This is a genomic window from Psychrobacter sp. NC44, from assembly GCF_904846655.1.
Classification (GTDB): Bacteria; Pseudomonadota; Gammaproteobacteria; order Pseudomonadales; family Moraxellaceae; genus Psychrobacter.
Map to the genome: position 1 here is coordinate 112,995 of NZ_CAJHBN010000007.1, position 21,745 is coordinate 134,739.

19 protein-coding genes and 1 riboswitch are annotated in these 21,745 nt (G+C 43.8%); of the genes, 14 read left to right on the top strand and 5 right to left on the bottom strand.

Annotated elements, in window-relative coordinates:
- Positions 1-86: 86 nt before the first annotated feature.
- Positions 87-229: riboswitch (TPP riboswitch) on the bottom strand.
- 292 nt (positions 230-521) lie between these two features.
- From pstS to phoU, 5 genes are all read left to right on the top strand, one after another.
- Positions 522-1,685 (top strand): phosphate ABC transporter substrate-binding protein PstS, encoded by a 1,164-nt coding sequence (gene pstS / locus JMX95_RS07260; RefSeq protein WP_201560422.1) that lies wholly within the window; start codon positions 522-524, stop codon positions 1,683-1,685.
- A gap of 174 nt (positions 1,686-1,859) precedes the next feature.
- Entirely contained in the window at positions 1,860-2,813 is a 954-nt protein-coding gene (gene pstC, locus JMX95_RS07265) for a phosphate ABC transporter permease subunit PstC (protein ID WP_201560423.1), read from the top strand.
- Positions 2,814-2,904: 91 nt separating this feature from the next.
- Positions 2,905-3,810, top strand: coding sequence for a phosphate ABC transporter permease PstA (gene pstA, locus JMX95_RS07270; RefSeq protein WP_201560424.1), 906 nt, complete (start codon positions 2,905-2,907; stop codon positions 3,808-3,810).
- A 97-nt stretch (positions 3,811-3,907) separates the two neighbouring features.
- A complete protein-coding gene (gene pstB, locus JMX95_RS07275; RefSeq protein ID WP_087814967.1) occupies positions 3,908-4,834 on the top strand; it encodes a phosphate ABC transporter ATP-binding protein PstB in 927 nt (308 codons plus the stop codon).
- A gap of 119 nt (positions 4,835-4,953) precedes the next feature.
- Positions 4,954-5,760 carry a phosphate signaling complex protein PhoU gene (phoU, locus tag JMX95_RS07280; protein WP_055123676.1) on the top strand — a complete coding sequence of 269 codons (807 nt, stop codon included), beginning with the start codon at positions 4,954-4,956 and terminating at the stop codon, positions 5,758-5,760.
- Positions 5,761-5,847: 87 nt separating this feature from the next.
- On the opposite strand, the gene JMX95_RS07285 is transcribed toward phoU, so the two are convergent.
- Positions 5,848-6,138 (bottom strand): oxidative damage protection protein, encoded by a 291-nt coding sequence (locus JMX95_RS07285; RefSeq protein WP_045443086.1) that lies wholly within the window; start codon positions 6,136-6,138, stop codon positions 5,848-5,850.
- A gap of 306 nt (positions 6,139-6,444) precedes the next feature.
- The gene (gene argH / locus JMX95_RS07290; protein ID WP_201560448.1) at positions 6,445-7,818 is read right to left on the bottom strand and encodes an argininosuccinate lyase; all 1,374 of its coding nucleotides are present in this window, start codon (positions 7,816-7,818) and stop codon (positions 6,445-6,447) included.
- 125 nt (positions 7,819-7,943) lie between these two features.
- Here argH and JMX95_RS07295 point away from each other — a divergent pair, with 125 nt between their 5' ends.
- The 6 genes from JMX95_RS07295 (at position 7,944) to JMX95_RS07320 (ending at position 14,093) form a co-directional block, all read left to right on the top strand.
- On the top strand, positions 7,944-9,095 hold the full coding sequence (locus tag JMX95_RS07295) for a sensor histidine kinase (RefSeq protein WP_201560425.1): 1,152 nt from the start codon (positions 7,944-7,946) through the stop codon (positions 9,093-9,095).
- Positions 9,096-9,398: 303 nt separating this feature from the next.
- Positions 9,399-10,136, top strand: coding sequence for a LytR/AlgR family response regulator transcription factor (locus JMX95_RS07300; RefSeq protein ID WP_045443089.1), 738 nt, complete (start codon positions 9,399-9,401; stop codon positions 10,134-10,136).
- 217 nt (positions 10,137-10,353) lie between these two features.
- The gene (gene hemC, locus JMX95_RS07305) at positions 10,354-11,388 is read left to right on the top strand and encodes a hydroxymethylbilane synthase (RefSeq protein ID WP_201560426.1); all 1,035 of its coding nucleotides are present in this window, start codon (positions 10,354-10,356) and stop codon (positions 11,386-11,388) included.
- A gap of 98 nt (positions 11,389-11,486) precedes the next feature.
- Positions 11,487-12,467, top strand: coding sequence for a uroporphyrinogen-III synthase (locus tag JMX95_RS07310; RefSeq protein ID WP_201560427.1), 981 nt, complete (start codon positions 11,487-11,489; stop codon positions 12,465-12,467).
- A 101-nt stretch (positions 12,468-12,568) separates the two neighbouring features.
- The gene (locus JMX95_RS07315) at positions 12,569-13,546 is read left to right on the top strand and encodes a hypothetical protein (RefSeq protein ID WP_201560428.1); all 978 of its coding nucleotides are present in this window, start codon (positions 12,569-12,571) and stop codon (positions 13,544-13,546) included.
- Positions 13,547-13,604: 58 nt separating this feature from the next.
- Complete coding sequence (locus JMX95_RS07320; RefSeq protein ID WP_055123671.1) at positions 13,605-14,093, top strand: acyl-CoA thioesterase; 489 nt, start codon at positions 13,605-13,607, stop codon at positions 14,091-14,093.
- 93 nt (positions 14,094-14,186) lie between these two features.
- Here JMX95_RS07320 and ribBA read toward each other — a convergent pair whose 3' ends face one another.
- Both ribBA and JMX95_RS07330 read right to left on the bottom strand, forming a co-directional pair.
- Positions 14,187-15,299, bottom strand: a complete 1,113-nt coding sequence (gene ribBA, locus JMX95_RS07325) for a bifunctional 3,4-dihydroxy-2-butanone-4-phosphate synthase/GTP cyclohydrolase II (RefSeq protein WP_055123670.1) — start codon at positions 15,297-15,299, stop codon at positions 14,187-14,189.
- 325 nt (positions 15,300-15,624) lie between these two features.
- Entirely contained in the window at positions 15,625-16,914 is a 1,290-nt protein-coding gene (locus tag JMX95_RS07330; protein ID WP_201560429.1) for a replication-associated recombination protein A, read from the bottom strand.
- Positions 16,915-17,344: 430 nt separating this feature from the next.
- Here JMX95_RS07330 and JMX95_RS07335 point away from each other — a divergent pair, with 430 nt between their 5' ends.
- Together JMX95_RS07335 and JMX95_RS07340 are read left to right on the top strand one after the other, a co-directional pair.
- Entirely contained in the window at positions 17,345-17,851 is a 507-nt protein-coding gene (locus JMX95_RS07335; RefSeq protein ID WP_201560449.1) for a type IV secretion protein Rhs, read from the top strand.
- Between the two features lie 72 nt (positions 17,852-17,923).
- Complete coding sequence (locus JMX95_RS07340; RefSeq protein WP_201560430.1) at positions 17,924-18,871, top strand: hypothetical protein; 948 nt, start codon at positions 17,924-17,926, stop codon at positions 18,869-18,871.
- 172 nt (positions 18,872-19,043) lie between these two features.
- Here the strand turns inward: JMX95_RS07340 and gltA are convergent, their stop codons facing one another.
- Positions 19,044-20,324 carry a citrate synthase gene (gltA, locus tag JMX95_RS07345; RefSeq protein WP_055123667.1) on the bottom strand — a complete coding sequence of 427 codons (1,281 nt, stop codon included), beginning with the start codon at positions 20,322-20,324 and terminating at the stop codon, positions 19,044-19,046.
- A gap of 1,029 nt (positions 20,325-21,353) precedes the next feature.
- On the opposite strand from gltA, the gene sdhC reads away from it, so the two are divergent.
- Positions 21,354-21,740: a succinate dehydrogenase, cytochrome b556 subunit gene (sdhC, locus tag JMX95_RS07350; protein ID WP_083475612.1), complete on the top strand. Its 387-nt coding sequence runs from the start codon at positions 21,354-21,356 to the stop codon at positions 21,738-21,740.
- The last annotated feature ends 5 nt before the right edge of the window (positions 21,741-21,745 follow it).

Consider the following 21,745-nt stretch of genomic DNA (forward strand, 5'->3'; position numbering starts at 1 on the left):
GTCTTCACTACTTAATAGTACATCACGCATATTAAGGGAGTAATAAGGATAAAAAAGGCATTTCTGCACGTCCTTTGCCATAAATAACAAAGTGCTTAAGACTTCCCTGCGTCGGTACTAACCGCATCAGGTTCGGCGGGTGATCTCTCAGCGAATGTATAAAGGCGACTACTTTAATAAAGAAAGCTTAAAAGTAAGTCGATAATACACCGCACCCCGAGTCTGTCAGTGTTGTAAATCACCTCAATACTAACAAAGTTCTGCAATGAGGGCTAATGATATTTAGATGAAAATATCAGGCTTTGAGTTTGAGGTTCGATGTTTTTATGAGAACGACTCTAGGGTACCAGTGATTGAAATCACTTGATATTACTGAGCTGTAGATAGCTTATCTAAATATTATGTAAAGCGAATGAAAGATTCTGGAGGTTGTCATTAAACTGTCATAAAGATTTGGCAAGATAGCACGCATGTCACAAACAATGCTTTTTTGTATCGTTGTTAAACTTTAGGAGTCCTACATGCGTTATTCGTTATTAGCAGTGGCCGTTAGTTGTACATTAGTGCTTACGGCATGTAATAAATCGACTGAAACGACAGAGCCAGCTGCGGATAGCAGTAGCGCTGTCACCACCACTGAAGCAACCACTCAGACAACATCTGCTTCTGCAGCAGGTTTTAAATCTGCTGAAAATATCGCAATGAACATCACGGGTGCAGGTGCATCATTCCCGCAGCCTATCTATGCTAAATGGTCTTACGACTATAACGCTGCTACCGGTGGTCAAGTCAATTACCAGTCGATTGGCTCTTCTGGTGGTATCAAACAAATCGAATCAAAAACAGTCGATTTTGGGGCATCTGACGCGCCGATGACGCCTGAAGAGCTAGACGCAGCAGGCTTGATTCAGTTTCCGACGGTTATCGGTGGCGTCGTGCCAATCGTCAACATCGATGGTATTGAGCCGGGCGCGTTGAAATTAGACGGTGCAATGTTGGCAGACATCTATTTGGGTAAGATTAGCAACTGGAATGACCCTGCTATCAAAGCCATGAACCCAGATTTGACTTTGCCTGATGCCGCTATTACGACGGTATTCCGCTCAGATGGTTCTGGCACAACGTTTAACTTTACGGATTATCTAGCCAAAGTCTCGCCAGACTGGAAAGACACAGTTGGTGTTGATAAAACAGTCAAATGGCCAACGTCTGCGACTGGTGCTGGCGGTAAAGGTAACGAAGGCGTATCAAGCTATGTAAATCGTATGAAAAACTCTATCGGTTATGTGGAATATGCTTACGCTAAGCAAAACAACATGTCACATACTGCATTGAAAAACGCTGCTGGCAACGTCGTTCAGCCATCTGCTGAGACATTTGCTGCGGCAGGTGATATCGACTGGTCAAAACAAGCAGGCTTTTATAAAGTCATCACCAACTCTGAGACTGAGCAAGCATGGCCGATCGCTGCTGCGACCTTTATCTTGGTACATAAGCAACCAGAGAATCCTCAGCAAGTGGCTGGCGTGTTGAACTTCTTTGATTGGGCTTATACCCAAGGCGACGATGATGCCATGGCACTCGATTACGTACCATTCTCTGATACGGCCGTTGCCTTATTCAAGGAAAAATGGAATGAGGTAAAAGGCAGTGATGGACAGCCTGTTTATAAGCCTGCTCAGTAACCTATCCATGCTAATCATGAGTCAATAATTTTCTAATTATCCTCTCGAATAACTATTCTCCGGTAGTGATTTGAGAGGTTTTATCACAGCAAATTTGATGACAAGTTTGTTGTGATAAAACCGAATGAATGCTTCTACTATTTTGACTTGATTCTATTTAATGCTGAGACACTTATGAATGATTTAAGGTCCCAACTGGCTAAACAAAAGCGCTATGACTTATTGTTTGTGAATGCTACTAAGGCTTTTGCCATACTGGTACTCTTATCGTTGGGCGGCATTTTAGTCTCCTTGATCATCGGAGCGTGGCCGAGCATTCAAACATTTGGTCTTGGATTTTATACCAGTAATAATTGGGATACGGTCGCCAATGAATACGGTGCTCTTGCCCCTATTTATGGCACGCTAGTAACGTCATTTATAGCTATTCTCATTGCCGTGCCAGTCAGTTTTGGTATTGCGATATTTTTGACTGAAATGTGCCCAACCTTCCTCAAAAAACCACTTGGTATTGCCATTGAGTTATTAGCGGGTATCCCTTCTATCATTTATGGTATGTGGGGTTTGTTTGTCTTTGCGCCTTTCTTCGGTGATCACATTCAGCCATGGTTTATCGAGCATATAGGGCCATTGCCTATCATCGGTAAGCTATTTACGGGTGCACCAATGGGACTGGGTATGTTTACGGCATCCCTTGTACTCGCCATTATGATTATTCCATTTATCGCCGCCACCATGCGAGATGTTTTTTCGGTCGTGCCAGACCTGCTCAAAGAGTCGGCCTATGGCATGGGTGCGACGACTTGGGAAGTCATGTTCAAGATTATCCTGCCGTATACCAAAGCCGGTGTCGTGGGCGGCGTGATCTTAGGACTGGGCCGGGCATTGGGTGAGACGATGGCAGTGACTTTCTTGATTGGTAATGCCTTTAACATCAGTCCGAGTTTATTTACCTCTGGTGTCACGATTACCTCAGCTTTAGCAAACGAGTTTGCCGAAGCGTCGAGTGAGCTACATTTGGCGTCTTTATTACATTTAGGCTTAATCTTATTTGTCATCACCTTCATTGTGCTATCTCTAGCAAAACTCATGCTCATGCGCATGGATCACAAGGCAGGCAATCGGTAGGCGTTTGACAATCTCGATAGGTCTTTTACGGATTGATTGGACATCAATAAACATTGATGGATATTGATAAAAGATATGGGAAATAAATAGTATGGCTGCTAACAATGCGATCAATGCACCACTACCGACTCAGCCAAACAGCGCTAGCCGCTACAATCAAAGCCTTTATAACAAGCGCCGTTTGACCAACAAGTTAGGTCTAGGCTTTGCCATGTCGGCGATGGTTTTTGGACTGTTTTGGTTGTTTTGGATTTTGTTGACGCTCTTTGTTGAAGGCTTTCAAGGTATTGTGCAGCTGCCTATTTTTACTGCTGACACACCGCCACCGATGAGTGCGGGCGGGCTGCGTAACGCCATTGTCGGTTCAATAATGCTCGCGTTTTCAGGTTTGTTCATCGGTGCACCTATTGGCCTCATGACGGGTATTTATTTATCCGAGTTCGCTCAAGGCAGTATGCTTGGCAAGGTGACGCGATTTTTAAATGATATTTTGTTATCTGCGCCCTCAATTGTGATTGGTCTCTTTATTTATGCATTGATGGTAAAAGGTCAAAGTTTCTCTGGTTGGGCAGGCGCGTTGGCATTGGCATTAATCGTTATTCCTGTGGTCGTGCGTACCACTGAGAATATGCTCAATTTGGTTCCTAATAGCATTCGTGAAGCGGCTTACGCACTTGGCACACCCAAGTGGAAAATGGTGACTCAAGTAACGATTAAGGCGGCTAGAGCAGGACTGACCACTGGGGTGTTATTGGCTTTTGCTCGCATCACCGGTGAGACAGCACCATTGCTATTTACGGCGCTTAACAACCAATATTTCAGTACCGATATGGGTCAGCCTATTGCCAACTTACCCAATACCATCTATCAGTTTGCGATGAGTCCTTATGATAACTGGCATACCTTAGCGTGGGCGGCAGCGTTGCTGATCACGACCTCTGTCTTGGTATTAAACATTTTGGCAAGGTTCATCGGTAGTAGAGGTCAGGCTAAATAAAGACTGATGGTAAATTAAGGCTTGTCCTAGATTACTTCGAGAATTTACTTCCATTTATATTCATTGAGCTGGGTTGGAACATATTATGAATGACGTCATGAGCAAAATCCGTACAAAAAAGCCTGTCGATAAATTCAATGCGGCAGATAAATTTAATCCAACAACAGACAGTTTATTAAACAGACCGATGTCGACGGCAGCACAAATGGAGCAGCCAGATATTGCCAGCTTAACCAAACAGACGCTTCATGATATTCCCAAAAACATGCCCGCAGCAAAAATGCAAATTCGGGATCTGAATTTTTATTATGGTGACTTTCAGGCGCTAAAAAACATCAATATCGATATTCCTGATAAAAAAGTCACTGCTTTCATTGGTCCTTCAGGTTGCGGAAAATCGACGCTGTTGCGTACCTTTAATCGGATGTATGACTTATATCCAGGGATGCGGGCAGAAGGCAATATTAATCTTGATGGCAACAATATCTTGGGCAAAGACGTCGATGTCAATTTGCTACGCGCCCAAGTCGGTATGGTCTTTCAGAAACCTACCCCATTCCCGATGTCCATTTATGACAATGTCGCCTTTGGGGTACGTCTTTATGAAAAATTAAGCAAAGCTGAGCTGGATAATCGGGTGGAATGGGCGCTGAAAAAATCCGCACTATGGCCAGAAGTGAAAGACAAATTGAAAGCGTCAGGGCTTTCGTTATCCGGTGGTCAGCAGCAACGCTTGTGTATCGCACGTAGCGTCGCGACCAAGCCTGAAGTGTTATTGCTTGATGAGCCGACATCAGCGTTAGATCCTATTTCGACAGGTGCTATCGAAGATTTGATTGAAGACTTAAAACAGGATTACACCATTGCCATCGTTACGCATAACATGCAACAGGCCGCGCGCGTGTCTGACTATACCGTCTATATGTACTTAGGCGATATGATTGAGATGGGCGAGACCGACCAGATATTTACCAAGCCTGCCCAAACCGCGACGGAAGATTATATTACGGGTCGTTATGGCTAACATCGCGGTCTGAGCAAGGACGACGTGCTCGATACGTTCAATAAGATATCGTGAGCCAATCTGTTCGACTCAACAGCCACACCGCGCTACCAAAATATGGATTTTAGGGAATACCTCTTATGCAAAGCGATAAGCATATCTCCAAAAGTTTTGACCAAGACCTTGATGAAGCTATCCGTCTATTTCTATACATGGGTGATAGCGCGGCCAACCAAGTGGCGAAAGCGATCCATGCGCTTATCGATAAAAATGAGACACTGGCGCAAGAGGTGATTGATATGGACTTTGATATCAATCGAATGGAGGTCGAGTTGGATGAGCATATCTTGCTACTAGTCGCCAAACGCCAGCCCGCCGCCAGCGATTTACGCTTGGTCATGTCCATCAGTAAAGGCGTGGTTGATCTAGAACGCATCGGTGATGAAGCCGTCAAAATTGCTCAGATGGCCAAAAAAATTGCGGCACAAGGTAAACTGTCATACGGTTATGCGGAGGTGCAACACCTCAGCAATCAGGTTCGTTTGATGCTGCACAATGCGCTAGAGGCATTTAGCCAATCGAATGCTGAGCAAGCGTTTGAGGTCATGCGTAACGATAGCATGGTCAATGATGAGTATCAGTCCGCCATCCGTGCTTTAATGACCTATATTATGGAAGATTCACGGCACGTTTCAAAAGTCATCAATATTATGTGGGTATTGCGCGCGCTTGAGCGAGTAGGCGATCATGCACAAAATATTGCAGAACTGGTGATTAACTATATTAGTGGGCAAGATGTGCGTCATTCCGACTATGCGCTGGTCGAAAAAGCCGTGCAAGAAGCCAATGACCGTATGGCGGCGCGCCAAGTCAGCACCCTGTCTGCCACTAAACCTGCCGTCAAGTCAGCCACGGATTTTGTAGACTCAAACGGTGATGAGGGCTGAAAAAATAGTTCATCGTAAGTTTTACATCCAAAAAAACGCGCTATATTAAATAGCGCGTTTTTTATATTGTGGCAATAATAAAAACAATTAGCTCTCCGGCGTCCAACCTTGTGCACGCTCATAATCTTCATTATCTAAAAATTTATCACGTTGTTCGGTGAGGAATTTTTTGGCAGCAGGATCTAACATGCTTAGATGGTTTTCATTAATCAGCATCGTTTGCTGTTCAAGCCATTCTTTCCACGCTTTGTCAGATACCGTTTCTTGTAGCTCCTGACCTTTTTTATTAGGAAAAGGCGGGTGCGGCATTTTTGGCAATTCTTGCTGATACTTACGGCAAAATACCGTATTGGCTTGCGGATTAAAAGTCTCAGTCATAAGGCACTCCTTATTAGGGTTTAGTTATTATAAAAATATGTTATTGAATCACTCATGAGAATAGTTATACCAAACCCAAAAAGTAAGATTAGCTGTGTCAAACTCGCTTAGTCTACAAGGCGTAGTACTTTCATTCGTTTTCCTTGCTACTCTAATTTCTGTGAATGGTATTAGTTAGCACCTATTCAGCATAAGTGACTTAAATATTATTAGCTGAATTTACTTTACCTCATCATGGTATCAAAAACACCCGCAGCAGGGGCGGGTGTTTTTGATAGTAGAAGCTGTCAGGTCAACAATGCGCTTTTACGCAAACACTTCTAAACGACTGCGACCGCGAGCAACGGCTTGCTTAACTTGATTTGGCGCTGTACCACCTAAGTGGTCACGGGCTGCTAGTGAGCCTTCTAACGTTAGATAGTCAAATACATCATCACCGATAGCATCGCTAAATTGCTGTAGCTGCGCCAGTGATAAGTCACTCAAATCAACACCTTCTTTGATACCTAAGGCGACAGCGTTACCGACCACTTCATGAGCATCACGGAAAGCCACACCACGACGTACCAAATAATCGGCCAAATCCGTCGCTGTTGCATAGCCTTTCATTGTGGCAGCGCGCATGTTTTCTTTATTTGGAGTGATATTCGGTAACATATCAGCAAAAGCCAATAAACAGCCGGTAAGCGTATCGACGCAATCAAACAGCGGCTCTTTGTCTTCTTGGTTGTCTTTATTATAAGCCAGTGGCTGACTCTTCATTAGACTTAATAGTGTCATTAATTGCCCAAAGACACGCGCTGCTTTACCGCGCACCAACTCTGGCACATCAGGATTTTTCTTTTGCGGCATGATGGATGAGCCGGTACAAAAGCGATCAGGGATTTGCACAAAGTTAAACTGCGCTGACATCCATAGGATAATCTCTTCGCTCATCCGTGACATATGCATCATCAAGATAGAAGCGGCTGAGGTAAATTCAATCGCAAAGTCACGATCTGAGACGGCATCAAGCGAGTTTTGGCAAATACCTTCGAAACCTAACAGCTCAGCAGTAATGGTACGATCGATTGGGAATGTCGTGCCAGCAAGGGCAGCGCTACCAAGCGGCATCTGATTGATACGGCGGCGCGCATCGACCAGACGTTCGGTATCGCGATATAACATCTCAAACCACGCCATGACGTGATGACCAAAGCTCACTGGCTGCGCCGTTTGTAAATGCGTAAAGCCGGGCATAATAGTGTCAGTATGCTGCTCAGCCAAATCAAGCAAACCACTTTGTAAGCGTACTAATAAGGCAATGATATTATCAGTCTCTTCGCGTAGCCAAAGACGAATATCGGTGGCAACCTGATCGTTACGGCTACGACCCGTATGCAGTTTTTTACCAACAGCGCCGATGATGTCAGTCAAGCGCGACTCAACATTCATGTGCACGTCTTCTAGCGCGATTGACCAGTTAAACTCGCCAGCCTCAATCTCGCGCAGTACCTGATGCAGACCATCAATAATGGTGGCTACTTCGTCAGCGGTCAAAATGTCACATTCTTTAAGCATGGTCGCGTGGGCGATTGAGCCTTGAATATCGTGACGCGCAAAGCGTTGGTCAAAGCCAACAGAGGCGGTGAAGGCAGCGACAAAGCTGTCCGTCGCTTCACTGAAGCGTCCGCCCCACATCTGCTGGCCTTGGCTGTTTGAAGGACTGCTTACAGGGTTGTTTTGTGCAGCGTTATTTGTTATCGGAGCATCTGTGCTAGAATCAGAGACAGATGGGTTTACATTTGATTCGGGACTACTAGGTTTTGAAGAATTGGCGTTCATATCGGTACAAGACAAGTCAGCAGAATAAGAGCTCAAGTATAGCAAAGGATGAGGTTGCCTTACTAGCGGAGCGCTTAGAGTTTTTTATTCCTAAGCTCATGGAAGTCATGAAGCCTTGGCAGTGGTTCATTTATATCTTTTTTTGGTCGCTATTTGTCACGGTGACGAATCGCTATGATATTGCCACGTGGTCAGATTTTTTGATTCAGCTGTTTAGCAGAGTCCTGCAAAACACCTTGAGTATTATTCCTTTCTTATACCTCATTGATTATTTGCGCCCCATTTTTAAGGGCATGAGCATACCTAAAGCCAGCATGTATGTGCTTGCCTTACTCATGGTGGCATCTACCATATCCATGATTTTAGTCATGCTGGTGATGATTAATATTGGTTGGTTTGAATATGATCGTCAAACTTTTATCCTAAATATATTATTTGATGCGGTGATTGGTGGTGGCTTTACCTTGGTGTTCTTACTGTATTTTTTACGCCGTTATCGTGAGACGAATGCGCTCAAACAATCGTTTGAGCAGAAATTGAGTGCACAAAATGATGTGATCAAAGCACGAATCGCTCCGCATTTCTTCTTTAATACCATCAATACCCTTGTGTCACTGATAGAGTCCAATCCAGCAAGAGCTTCTGCTTTATTACAGCATGTTTCTGCCTTATTCCGTGCCAGTTTTAATGGGGCACGAGAGATTAGCTTTGAAGAAGAAATTGCTCTTTGTGAGCACTATCTAGCGATTGAGTCTAGCCGCTTAGCGGATAAGCTTGAAGTGAGTTGGCAATTACCTGACGAAGATGTCATGTATGACATGGTGATTACCGCCTTGACCTTACAGAGCGTGCTAGAAAAAATGCTGCTGAATGTGGTTGAGATGACCACTGAAACCATTTATATCAATATTAGAGTCACTTGGCAACAGCATCGGGTTGCGATTACGATTGGTGTCGCGCTGCCGAAAAAAACCATGATTATTAACCATGATTTACGTCAGCACATGAACTTTTATATTCAAGCGGAACGTTTACGGGCTTATTTCGGTCAAAGTGCGGATATTAAAAGTAGCGTTACCAGTAGTCGAATTATTACTGTCATCGACTATCCGCTGCAAGATGTTAGTTTATGACCGTTTTTTTTGGCTTAATTTTGTATTTTATTTCTCAAGAAATAGGTATGGCATAGTTATTGCACCATCTTTATAGCTAATGGGTTGTTTTACTTTATATTTAGCCATGATTCCCCATCAAAATTATTATCGATAAATGCATTGAAATAAAACTCAATGCACAAGGCTCTCAACGTCAATATAGCCAGTTATTGTTTTATGAAATAATTAAAGGTTTTTATGCTAAGTGATTGGTAATGAGTGCTAATATGTTGGTAAGGCCATTGAAAAAAATACTAAGTTTATCCTAGGATTGGAGTTTGCATGCGTATCGTAGTTTGTGATGATGAGCCACTAGCACGTGAGCGTTTGGTTAGAATTGTACAGGAGTCAGGTCATCAAGTCGTTGCTCAAGCAACCACGGGTGCAGAAGCCATTATCGCTGTAAAAACTCAGCAGCCAGACATCATATTATTAGATATTCGTATGCCTGAGATGGATGGGGTGCGCTGTGCGCAAGAGCTTGCCAAACTTGAGCATCCGCCAGCCATTATATTTGTCACCGCTTATGATCATTATGCCATTGCTGCGCTAAAAGCCAATGCGATTGGTTATTTATTAAAGCCTGCCAATAAAGACGAGTTACTAGAAGCACTAGATAAAGCGAAAAATTTGAACGCGGCGCAGTTAAATGAGATTCGTAAACTCGAAGACCCAACAGCGCGGCCAGTACGTGAGCATATCGCTGCTCGTACTCACCGAGGCGTTGAGCTCATTAAACTCAAAGATATCTATTATTTTACCGCCGATCAAAAGTACGTCAAAGTCCGTCACAAAGATGGCATTGTCCTGATTGATGAGACGCTAAAAGAGCTTGAGCAAGAATTTGAGGATCGGCTGTTTCGAGTACACCGTAATGCCATCATCAACCTTAGCTTTTTGGACTTTTTAGAAACGTTGGATGCAGGACAATATCAAATACGCTTTAAAGGCATTGATGAGACACTTGCGGTTAGCCGTCGTCACTTACCTGCATTACGTGACAAGATTCAAAGCATGTAAACTGCTGTTTCCATTGTGAAATAACAGCAAAATAACCGTGAAATAATCATCCCATATCATCAAACCCTTATTTATGCTTAAATAGGGGTATTTTTTTGCGTCAGCATTGACTATATATGGTTTATATCGCCCATTTTTTGTGGAAAATTTGCAGTATTGCTTAATACTGACCTGCATAGTACTGACGTGAATAGTATCGAATTTATTGAGGCCCTTTATGAGCAATCCGCAGCAAACTGCTTTGACTACCTTGAATATCGCCACGCGTCAGAGCCCTTTAGCACTATGGCAAGCTGAGCATATCCGTGCTCGTCTACTAGATTTGTATCCTGAATTGACGATTAACTTGCTAAAAATTGTCACTAAGGGTGACAAGATTTTGGACACACCTTTGGCTAAAATTGGCGGTAAAGGTTTGTTTGTCAAAGAGCTTGAGCAAGCACTATATGACAAACAAGCGGACATCGCGGTACATTCATTAAAGGACGTACCGATGCAGCTTCCAGAAGGCTTGATGCTGGGCGTCTATTGCAAACGCGCCTCACCGACTGATGCTTTTGTGTCTAACACCTATAATAGTCTTGATGAATTGCCGCAAGGGGCAGTTGTTGGCACGTCAAGTTTGCGTCGTCAGTGTCAGCTTAAAGCCTATCGCCCAGACCTACAAATCAAAACCCTACGCGGTAACGTTGGTACACGTTTGGGCAAGCTAGATGCTGGCGAGTATGATGCGATTATTTTAGCAACCAGTGGTTTGCAGCGTATCGAGCTGGATGAGCGCATACGCGGCGAGCTTGATATCAATGCCTGCCTGCCTGCGGTTGGTCAGGGCGCCTTAGCAATCGAATGCCGTGAAGGTGATGATGAGGTGTTAAAATTACTGGCACCACTGAATGATGATAAAGCTCGTATCCGCCTCATTGCTGAGCGCGCGCTAAACCGTCACTTAGAGGGTGGCTGCCAAGTGCCCATTGCTGCTTATGCCGTTTTACAAATGGCGGATGAAACGAGCAGCAACAATGACGATAACGGTGATAATGGCAATAACGACAACGGCAATGTGTTATGGCTACGTGGCCGCGTCGGTCAAGCGGATGGCAGCGAGCTGCTAAAAGCAGAGAAGCGCGTCACGTTGATCGGCACACAAGCCGAGCAAGAAGTACAGGCTAATCAGCTTGGTATTGATGTTGCCAATATACTGCTTGCCGATGGCGCGGGTGATATCTTATCCGCGATTTATCATCCTGAATAACATACCAGTATTTTGATTATCTTAGTCATAGCCCCAGTATTATTGATGCTAGGGCTATCGTTAAGCCAATTCTATCAGTCTTTTGTCATGGTACGTCTATGTCATCAACATTAAATCACGCCCAGCTTATTGCTAACAGTCAATCAAATAATGAGTCATCACTCACGCAAGTAGTCATCAATACTCGCCCAGTAGAACGTGCCGCTGCATTGACGGATCATCTACAAGTAGCAGGGCTGACGGTGGTAGAGATACCGATGTTGACGTTACAATCGCGCCCAACGACTGAGCAAGACATGACGCTGATGCGGCAGTGGCTAGCAGGCGATTATAAAGCGCTTGTGATCGTTAGCCCAACGGCAGCCGCTTCAGGACTGGCTGTTTGGCAAGCGCTTGAACATCAAGCTCAAAACCATGACCATGACCATGATAATAATGAGCGAAAAGATATAGCAATTAATGCTCTGCAAGCGCCGAGCTACTTGATTGCCGTGGGTGAAGCGACCGCGTCAGTATTAAATAATGCCAAAATAGAGGCATCGAATTACCAAGTGCTTCAGCCTCATATTGCCAATAACGAAGGTATGCTAGCGATGCCTGAGATTGAACGTTTGCAAGCAGGTGACAAGTTGCTCGTGTGGCGCGGATTGGGTGGTAGGCGATTATTGGTCGATACGTTGCTGGCACGCGGTGTGCATATTGATAGCATTGCTTGGTATGAGCGCATAATGCCAGTCGATGCAATGACTCAATATGAGCAGTGGCTACAAGGGTTTTTAGCTCGCAATGGTATGCAAAATACATCAGCTAGTCAGCCAAAGCCAATCGTTGTGGTCAGTAGCGGTACAGCCTTTGAGCATTGGGAAAGCATTGTTCGGGCTGTGGCAGAAAAGGCATTAAAGAAAGAAACAGCCAGAGAAACCCCCGCTATTTTGCCCTATAAATTGTCAGACTTTGCTTATGTGGTGCTGGGTGAGCGTTTAGCCAATATGGTCGCTGAGCAGCAGTTAAGCTATTGGCGTGTAGAAGATTTGGCGCCAGAAACCATTCTTGCTGCTATCCATGCTAAAGCCTGTTAAATGTATAAATGTACCAACCGATAATCTGTCCTTATCTATTATGTTTCACTTTTTATTTATTTGCTTTAAACCTGTTTTAGCCAAAATAACGGTGCTGCCTTATGTCAATCAATTCTGAATCGTTATCTCAGGAACCTTCTGCTACTCAGCAGCGCCGACAAGCAAATGTGTTTTTGTTGCGCCTGCAGTGGCTGGTTATCTTGTTGCTTATCGCCGCCCTATTGTGGCTCTACATCAGCCAGCAGCGTTTCCAGCATAGTGTTAATGAGCGTTTGCAAAGCAACGAGCAAGTCGTCAGCCGTCTGAATGAGATGGATGACCGTCTATTTGCGATGAGTCAGCAGACGCTGCCAGAGCCTCGATCTGCCGCCAGTAGCCAAGCGCAAAACCAGTTAGATTTATTGCGTATTCAGATACAAGCCGCTGATAGATTATTGGCAGACAATAACGACAGTGCAGCGATTGATTTGTTGCGTGGTCTGCATTGGCAGCTTTCGCAAAGTAGCAATGAGATTGCTCCAGCGCTAACGGTTGTGATCAAACAAAGCTTGATGAAAGACATCGAACGTTTGCAGGCAAGCAGCACTCAGCCCAGTCCTTGGCAGCTACAAAACCTCGCCATCCAAAATATTCAAGAGTTTTTGCACAGCTATGAGCGTGTGAGTAGCGAGGCGACACCGCGCAATAGCGCTGATAATAATATGAGCCTCTCGCGCAAACAACTGACCATTCACGAAGTGATTATGACCTTAAATCTGGCCAGTCAAGCCAGTAATATGCGCGAACAAGAGCAGCTGATTGGTTATCTGCGTCAAGCACGAAACCAACTACAAACCTTGGTGCCGAAGTCTGCTATTCCTCAAGAGTCAGCGCCAAAGGCAGCCATGACTAATACTGAAAATGCCTCTAATACTGCGTCCGCAGGCAAAAAACAAACCTCTACCGATAAGAATCTACCAACCAGATCCGCTCCGACAAATATCGGAGAAGTTATAGATTGGTTAGATAAATTGATTGCCAATGCACCGAAACCAACGCCATTGTTGACCACTCAGATTTTGGATAAATCTCAGCGTTAGTGGTTCAGTGGATGTTGATTGATAGATTTATGAATACAAAAATAAGAGAAATGACGTTATGGACAGTTTGAATCAAGCAGCACATGCAGCCTCCAATATTGCAGATAATCATCCTGACGAATTGTCTCATTATCCCATTATTCATCATCAGCCCATTCACTGGGGCGAGATGGATGCGTTTAACCATTTAAATAACGTGATTTATTACCGTTACGCTGAATCAGCACGAATTGGCTATTTGCAGGCGCTAGGTATGTTTGATGGCAGTATGGTGACGGTATTGGCACAATCAAGTTGCCAGTATTTACGCCCAGTGACTTATCCTGATACTTTGCTATTAGGAGTGCGCTGTCAGCGCTTGGGCAATACGAGTATCGTGATGGAATACAGCTACTATAGTACCGCGCAAGCAGCCATCGTCGCGACAGCTGAGGCAGTTGTGGTACGTCTCGATAGTGAGGGAAAGCGTAAGTTAGCTTGGACAGAGGAAGAGCGCGCTCGGCTATTGGCATTAGAAGCAAAAGTTGGTCATATACCTAAGCTTTAGCACTGAATATTAAATAAATGAAAAAAAGGCAGGCTAACGTTATGTTAGCGTGCCTTTTGCTATGTGGCTGATATCGAATCAAACAGTCAAACATTAATCTTGCTTTGGCGCATGTACGAAATCGATGACGTTCAAGTCAAAGCCTGATAATGCGTAAAACTTCATGGGTGATGATAATAAACGCATATCACGAACGCCTAAATGACGCAAAATCTGTGCACCAACACCAATGCTGCGATACGGCTGCTGAGTAATGGTCGATTGCGATTCATTGTCTGCAGCTTTGTCTAACGCCTCTCCTAAATCTATTGGCTGGTTGCTACCAATCCAAACTAATACGCCGCGATCTGAATTACTGATTTCCTCCAGTGCTGAGCGCACGCTCCAGCCACTACGACCCGTCATATCATTTTTGGCAGCAAACAAGTCGCGTAGTGGGTGAAAACCATGGACACGGACGGTGCTGACGCCTTCGCTCACATCGCCTTTTACCAAAGCCAAATGCGTTTCATCAGCGCCAAATTCGCGGAAGCGATGTAGCGTAAAGGTGCCGTATTCCGTTTCAAAAGGACGCGACTCAATTTCTTCTACCGTTTGCTCGTTCGCGATGCGGTAGTTGATGAGGTCAGCAATTGTACCCATCTTGATGCCATGCTCTTCGGCAAATATCTCAAGGTCATCACGGCGCGCCATCGTACCATCAGCATTGATGATTTCGACAATTACTGCTGCGGGCTCAAGCCCTGCTAGGCGTGCTAAATCACAACCAGCTTCAGTATGTCCAGCGCGGTGCAAGACGCCACCATTTTGAGCCATGATTGGGAAGATATGTCCAGGCTGGACGATATCTTCAGGTTTTGCTGAAGAAGAAACCGCTGCTTGAATCGTACGAGCGCGATCAGCAGCAGAAATACCCGTTGTAACGCCTTCAGCGGCTTCGATAGAAACCGTAAAGTTGGTACTAAATTTTGCTTCGTTACGATCAGACATCAGCGGCAACGCCAACTGTTGGCAGCGTGCTTGTGACAAGGTCAAGCAGACCAAACCACGTGCATGAGTAATCATAAAGTTAATATCTTCAGGGCGCACATGGGTCGCTGCCATGATGATATCACCTTCATTTTCACGGTCTTCATCATCCATTAAGATGACCATCTTGCCAGCACGAATGTCTTCGATAATCTCAGGAATCGTATTTAAACTCATAGTAAGTCTCAATATTTTATTATTTATAGATAGGTGTGATGTGGAATATAAAGCATTATCTGTCTATTGTAGCAGTAGATGCTACAGAGCGCTGTTGCGGTTAGGCAAAGTGCATGGGATCAAATTGATCCACCGTAGACATTATGGAATCATTGCTCATATATCAATATGAGGACATTTTAACGCTTTTCAGCCCACTGTGCTGCTTCATCTCAAAACTATATGGACTAGTCTGTCAAATATAGTGATAAGTATTACTAATGGTCACGACGATTCATGTATTCAATGGTGTATTAAGTAAAGGGCTAATCGACCATGTGAGCCATCAGTCATTACTGGCTGCTTGGCTTTTTAGCCAATCCATAAACTGTTTACTGTGTTGCTCGCGTTGGTTGTCGGCAAATTCATAAAAGCTGCTACCAACTAAATTGTCTGGCAAATAGCTTTGTGGATAATAGTGATTGGGATAATCGTGTGGATAGGCGTAACCTTGACCATAGCCTTGATTACGCATCAGTTTAGTCACGCCATTACGTAGGTGTAGCGGCACAGGAGAGGCATCTTTTCCTGCCAACGCCATCGCAGCATTGATGGCTTTATAAGTGCTGTTACTTTTGGCACTGGTCGCCAGATAAACCACTACTTGCCCCAAGATAATACGCGCTTCTGGCATACCAATTGATTGCACACTACGCAATGCTGCATCGGCAAGCAGTAAAGCATTAGGGTTGGCATTACCAATATCTTCACTGGCCAAGATGACCAAACGCCGCGCGATAAAATCAGCAGGCTCACCGCCAACTAACATCCGCGCCATCCAATAAAGCGCAGCATCAGGGTCTGAGCCACGTACGGACTTTATCATCGCCGAGATAATATCGTAATGCTGCTCGCCATCTTTGTCATAGCGTACCAGCGCGGTCTGAGCAACACGAGCGACCAATTCATCGTTAATGAAGAGCGGTGATTGCTTAGTGTCCGCCGTTTGAATAGCAAGCTCTAATAAATTTAGCGCCTTTCTAGCATCGCCATGCGCCAGTTGGCTGATAGTGTCCTGTGCTTGTAAATCAACCGTCAAATTTTTCAGCACTGAATCTTCTGAAATTGCCCTGTGCAATACCGCACTGATTTGCTTAGGCGTCAGTGGCTCTAAACGATACACTTGGCAACGTGATAGCAGGGCATTATTGACACTAAAGGAGGGGTTTTCAGTTGTCGCACCAATCAAGGTAATATCACCAGATTCGACCGCGCCCAGTAAGGCATCCTGCTGAGCCTTGTTAAAGCGGTGTATCTCATCGATAAAAACCACAGGTGATTCAAATGCCAATGAGTCCTTATTGTCTAATACTTCTCGCAGCTGTTTGACCCCAGTATTCAAGGCAGACAAGGCATGAAAAGGTCTGCCAACAGCATCAGCCAACAGCATGGCAATAGTCGTTTTGCCGATGCCAGCTTCACCATGCAAAATAATCGATGGCAGATGCCCTTGTTCGACCAAACGCCGCAAGGGCGCACCTGCCGCCAGTAGATGTTCTTGACCAATGATTGCATCAATTGTCGTTGGGCGCATACGCTGAGCAAGGGGTGTATCGGCATGAAAATTAGGCGGCATAGAAATCTCTATTATCAATTTAAACAGCTATCAATTAGTTCATAACGACAGTGATTAATGGGCTTTTATTGCTGCATCTAAATGACTACATCCTAGATTACATTCATCATTACTATGAAAAAAGACCATATCTGTCTGTTTGGCATGATTTTCGCACTAATGAATATTAGACATTAGTGGTAAAAGTAGGCTAATTTATAAAGATGCTATTTAGTATGTGTCTTGTTATGTGTCATACACGATAGGCTAACGCAGATTTACGTTAATAAAAGTCAATCAAGTGTACAGCTTATGTCCCAAATACTTTGATTTTTATGCTTTTATCCCTATTAACGGTTCAACAGCATTGATAGATCGCAGATATCAAGCGCGATTTACGACCTATCATTTGTGATCATCCATTCATTAGGCATAAGGTATTACCGTCATGATGTCTCCGCCGATATTACAGCGCTTGTTTGCTCGCTATTTATATCGCAGTGCCAAGCAGCAATCACGTTTGCTTACTACAGGTGAGATAGCGCTGGCGCGGTCAGTATTTGGCGACAGTATCAATCTCGATGAGGTTCAGCTCAAGACTGCTTGGTGGGTGTTGAAACATTATGCCGTTAGTCCTAATGGCAATATTTATTTTAACCCAGCAGATTGGACAGTAGATTTTAGCGATGCTTCATTGAGTAAAAAAAGCTGGCTGATACATGAATTGACTCATGTATGGCAATTACAGCAAGGCTTAAAAGTGGTGCGCGGTGCACTTATTGATCGCCGTTATGATTATGTACTCAAGACAGGCAAATCCTTCTTTAAATACGGTATCGAACAGCAGGCGCGTATGGTTCAGGATTATTTTATTCGTCGTCAACGTGGACAAGACTGTCAAGCATTAGAAACTTGTATTCCATTTTTAATCGTGAAGTCTGACGACAATATGAAGTGATATCCATTGGCAATGGATTGCCATGACGAGTTTGGTTTTTATTATTTTGCCTTAACAAGGACACGTACTCTTATGTTTAAATTTTTGCCAAAAAAGCCCAGTTATAAAATGAATAAAGGTGTGGTCGATGATTCTATAAATCAAAAAAACAACCTTTTACAGCACTCGCCAACCTTGCTTGCGGCAACACTCAGCGGCGTGTTGCTGTTAAGTGGTTGTCAGCAGCAAGCAGAGACTCAACCTGCGCCAGAAGACAGTCAGAGCGTTGAAAAAACGAGCACTGAAGACAGTCAGCCTATGCGCCCAAGTGATTCTGCTGCTACCCGTATAAAGCAGTTTCAGCCCATATATGTCGCGCAAGCACAAAGGCTACAGCGTCGTTTACAAGCAGAGTATGAATCCCTACAAGCCGCTGATAGCTCAGATAGTGAGGATTCATTGCTGCTAAATGGTGATACTGCTAGCGATACTAATACTGATAACGTGATGGAGAATAACAGCGATGCAGCTGATAGCAGCTCACTATCTGCTGACACCACAGATGATGAAGTGGATATCTCCGCTGAGACTGATATCAATACCAGTACGGAAGTTGGCGAGCGTGATTTAACGGTGTTAAAGCGCATTAGCCTTGAGCCGCGTAAGCCTGTCATGCTAACAGAAGATCAAATCATCGAAAGCTACCAGCAAGCGATGGAAGCGCTTTATCAGCCTGTAACGACACCTCTTAGCGCAGAAGATGTTGATACTTTAATTAATATCGCAACGTTAGTACCGCAATTATTTGAGCATGCAGAAGTTGCTGGCAGGCTCAGTGCCAAGAGCCCAGCATTAGCGCGTTTGATTATTCAGCACCAGGTTTGGGAGCAGATAGAAGCTCAGCAAGTGATTGATATGCAGCAGATGAAACTGAATCAACAAAAAGAATTTGAGACGCTTATGACTAAGTTTAATGACACCATTAAAGGTTATGATGAGCAAATTGCCAAATATGAGCAGACACTAAAAGAATTCCAGTAGCCGCAATTCTGTCACTCAACCAGTTATTCATTCAGTAACGGATAGGGTTTCTATAAAATGTAATGTGGCTAACCGTATCAAATGAGACAGTAAGAACCATAAAAAAAGAACCATAAAAAATCCCGCACGATGGCGGGATTTTTTATGGTTCTAAAAACTAAAATATAAGTGACTATTTACGGTCTTCAACTTTAACGAAATCGCGATGCGTTTCACCAGTGTATAACTGACGTGGACGACCAATTTTGAACGGTGTGCTGTGCATCTCTAACCAATGGCTGATCCAACCAGAGGTACGAGCCAATGAGAAAATAACGGTAAACATTGACGTTGGGATACCGATGGCTTTAAGGATAATGCCCGAGTAAAAATCAACGTTTGGATACAAGTTACGCTCAACGAAGAACGGGTCTTCTAAAGCGATTTTCTCAAGTGCCATGGCAAGCTCAAGCTTAGGATCATTGATGCCCAATGCGCCTAATACTTCGTCACAAGTTTCTTTCATTACTTGTGCGCGTGGATCAAAGTTTTTATAAACGCGATGACCAAAGCCCATCAGTTTCACTTCACGGCTCTTCACTTTTTCCATGAATTCAGGCACATTTTCAACTGAACCGATCTCATCTAACATCTCAAGCACGGCTTCGTTCGCGCCGCCATGTGATGGTCCCCAAAGGGCGGCGATACCAGCAGCGATACACGCATAAGGGTTTGCGCCAGTAGAACCAGCTAGACGTACCGTAGACGTTGACGCGTTTTGCTCGTGGTCAGCATGCAAAGTAAAGATTTTGTCCATGGCGCGAGTGATGACGTCATTGGTTTGGTAATCAACATCAGCAGGCGTGGCAAACATCATGTATAAGAAGTTTTCAGCATAGCTAAAGTCATTGCGTGGATACATGAACGGTTCGCCTTGCGAGTATTTATAACTCATCGCAGCAAGCGTTGGCATTTTAGCGATTAGACGGATAGCCGTGATTTCACGATGCTCTTCGTTACTGACGTCTAATGCTTCATGATAAAACGCGGATAAAGCACCAACGACACCAACCATAATGGCCATTGGATGTGCGTCACGGCGGAAGCCTTCAAAGAACTTGCGTAATTGATCATGAACACCCGTATGCTTACGGATTTTTTCAAAGAAATCTGCTTTTTGCTCAGCGTTCGGTAAGTCGCCATGAATCAAGGCATAAGCCACTTCTAAATATTCAGCATTGTTTGCCAATTGATCGATAGGGTAGCCGCGGTGTAGTAGCTCACCTTTACCGCCATCAATATAAGTAATCTTTGATTCAACAGGAGCGGTTACTTTAAAACCAGGGTCATAAGACCAAAATCCTGATTCTTGTAGAGCAGCAATATCTAGAACTGGACGCCCTAAAGTACCTTCGATAATAGGAAACTCGTATTCTTTACCATTGACGGTTAGTTTGGCATTAGTGTCAGCCATAAATTGCTCTCCATTGGTTTTAGCTTGTTAGAATAAAATTACGACAGACGCACACCCTCGGTCTATCGTTAGTCAAATCATAAAAATGCATTTAACTCATTTAATACGCAGGGTATATTAGCAGTAATTACTTATGATTTGAAAAGACTTTTACCATCAATAGCACCAATTGGCACGGTTTAGTCGTGTTTATTCACTGTAATTTTTGTATCAAAATATGTCTGATTGGTTATTTTGCTTAGAAAGCTTGTTTTTATGACAGTAAGTACAGCTACATTATCCGCATAATTCTTAAAGAATTTTACGATAATAATGTAGCAGGTTTGATTAATATTCGGGTTAAAAACAGACAGAGTATGCGTAGTAGACGAATTGAGTTTGGCATAAATCTCCTCAAAATTGAGTAATTTTGGCAAATACGTATGATCGCTGTCTATTTATTTGTTAACCCAGCGTTTGCCTTTTACTACTTAGGGGATAAATTTGTAATTATCGCCCAGTCATTTTATAATTGTAGGAACTTAACTGGCACTCGCTTTGTGCGAATTGATAAGTGGTCATGATGTAGTGTCGTTTTTCTATTCATACTCGGTTATGGCTGAGTAGCACCAGAGCAACGACGCACTAGCGTTTTGATAGACAATATCTGTAATCCAGGGTTTGAATGCTTTTGTTAACTGTTCTATTTTTAAGTCATTAGTAAAAGGGCTGTATTGATATCGATGACGGAGTAGCGTTGTTTTTATTGATATGACCAGTAAAAATAGACTAGTTAATCGATCTTACTCATGTTTATTTTCTTTGTTGTATAATAGACGGGTTGTTTTATAGACCTGTCGATTTGACGAGCGATATTAAACAGTTTATCAATACCTTGTAACCCACGATCCTTTCTTCATATTTAGCGCAAACTAAACGAAGTCAGCTAGCTCTTCCTTACTTTATTCGTCTCGTGTGTTGCTCAATGCTTAATCGACATCAGTGATATCAAGCGTTGATAGCAGATACAGGAGTATAACCGCAAAAAGGATGCCCGCTGTGAAAAGCAACCGACCTATTGATCTGCCTTTAAGCCAAGTGATTAGCGTTAATCGCTCACCGATTGCGATCGCCTCTATCTTGCATCGTATCTCTGGCATTATTTTATTTTTATTGATTCCTGTCATGCTGTGGTTACTACAGAACTCATTGGCTTCGGCTGAGAGCTTTGAAACCGTATTTGACAACGTACTTGTGCGCTTTTTAGCATGGATATTTGTTGCTGCGATTGCTTATCACTTTGTGATGGGTATTAAGCACTTATTCGCTGATATGGGCATGAACGAAGAGCTAAAATCTGGCCGCACTGCGTCTATGGTTAGTTTTGTGATTGCAGCGATTCTAATTGTCGCGTCATTTGTATGGGTGATGTTCTAATGATA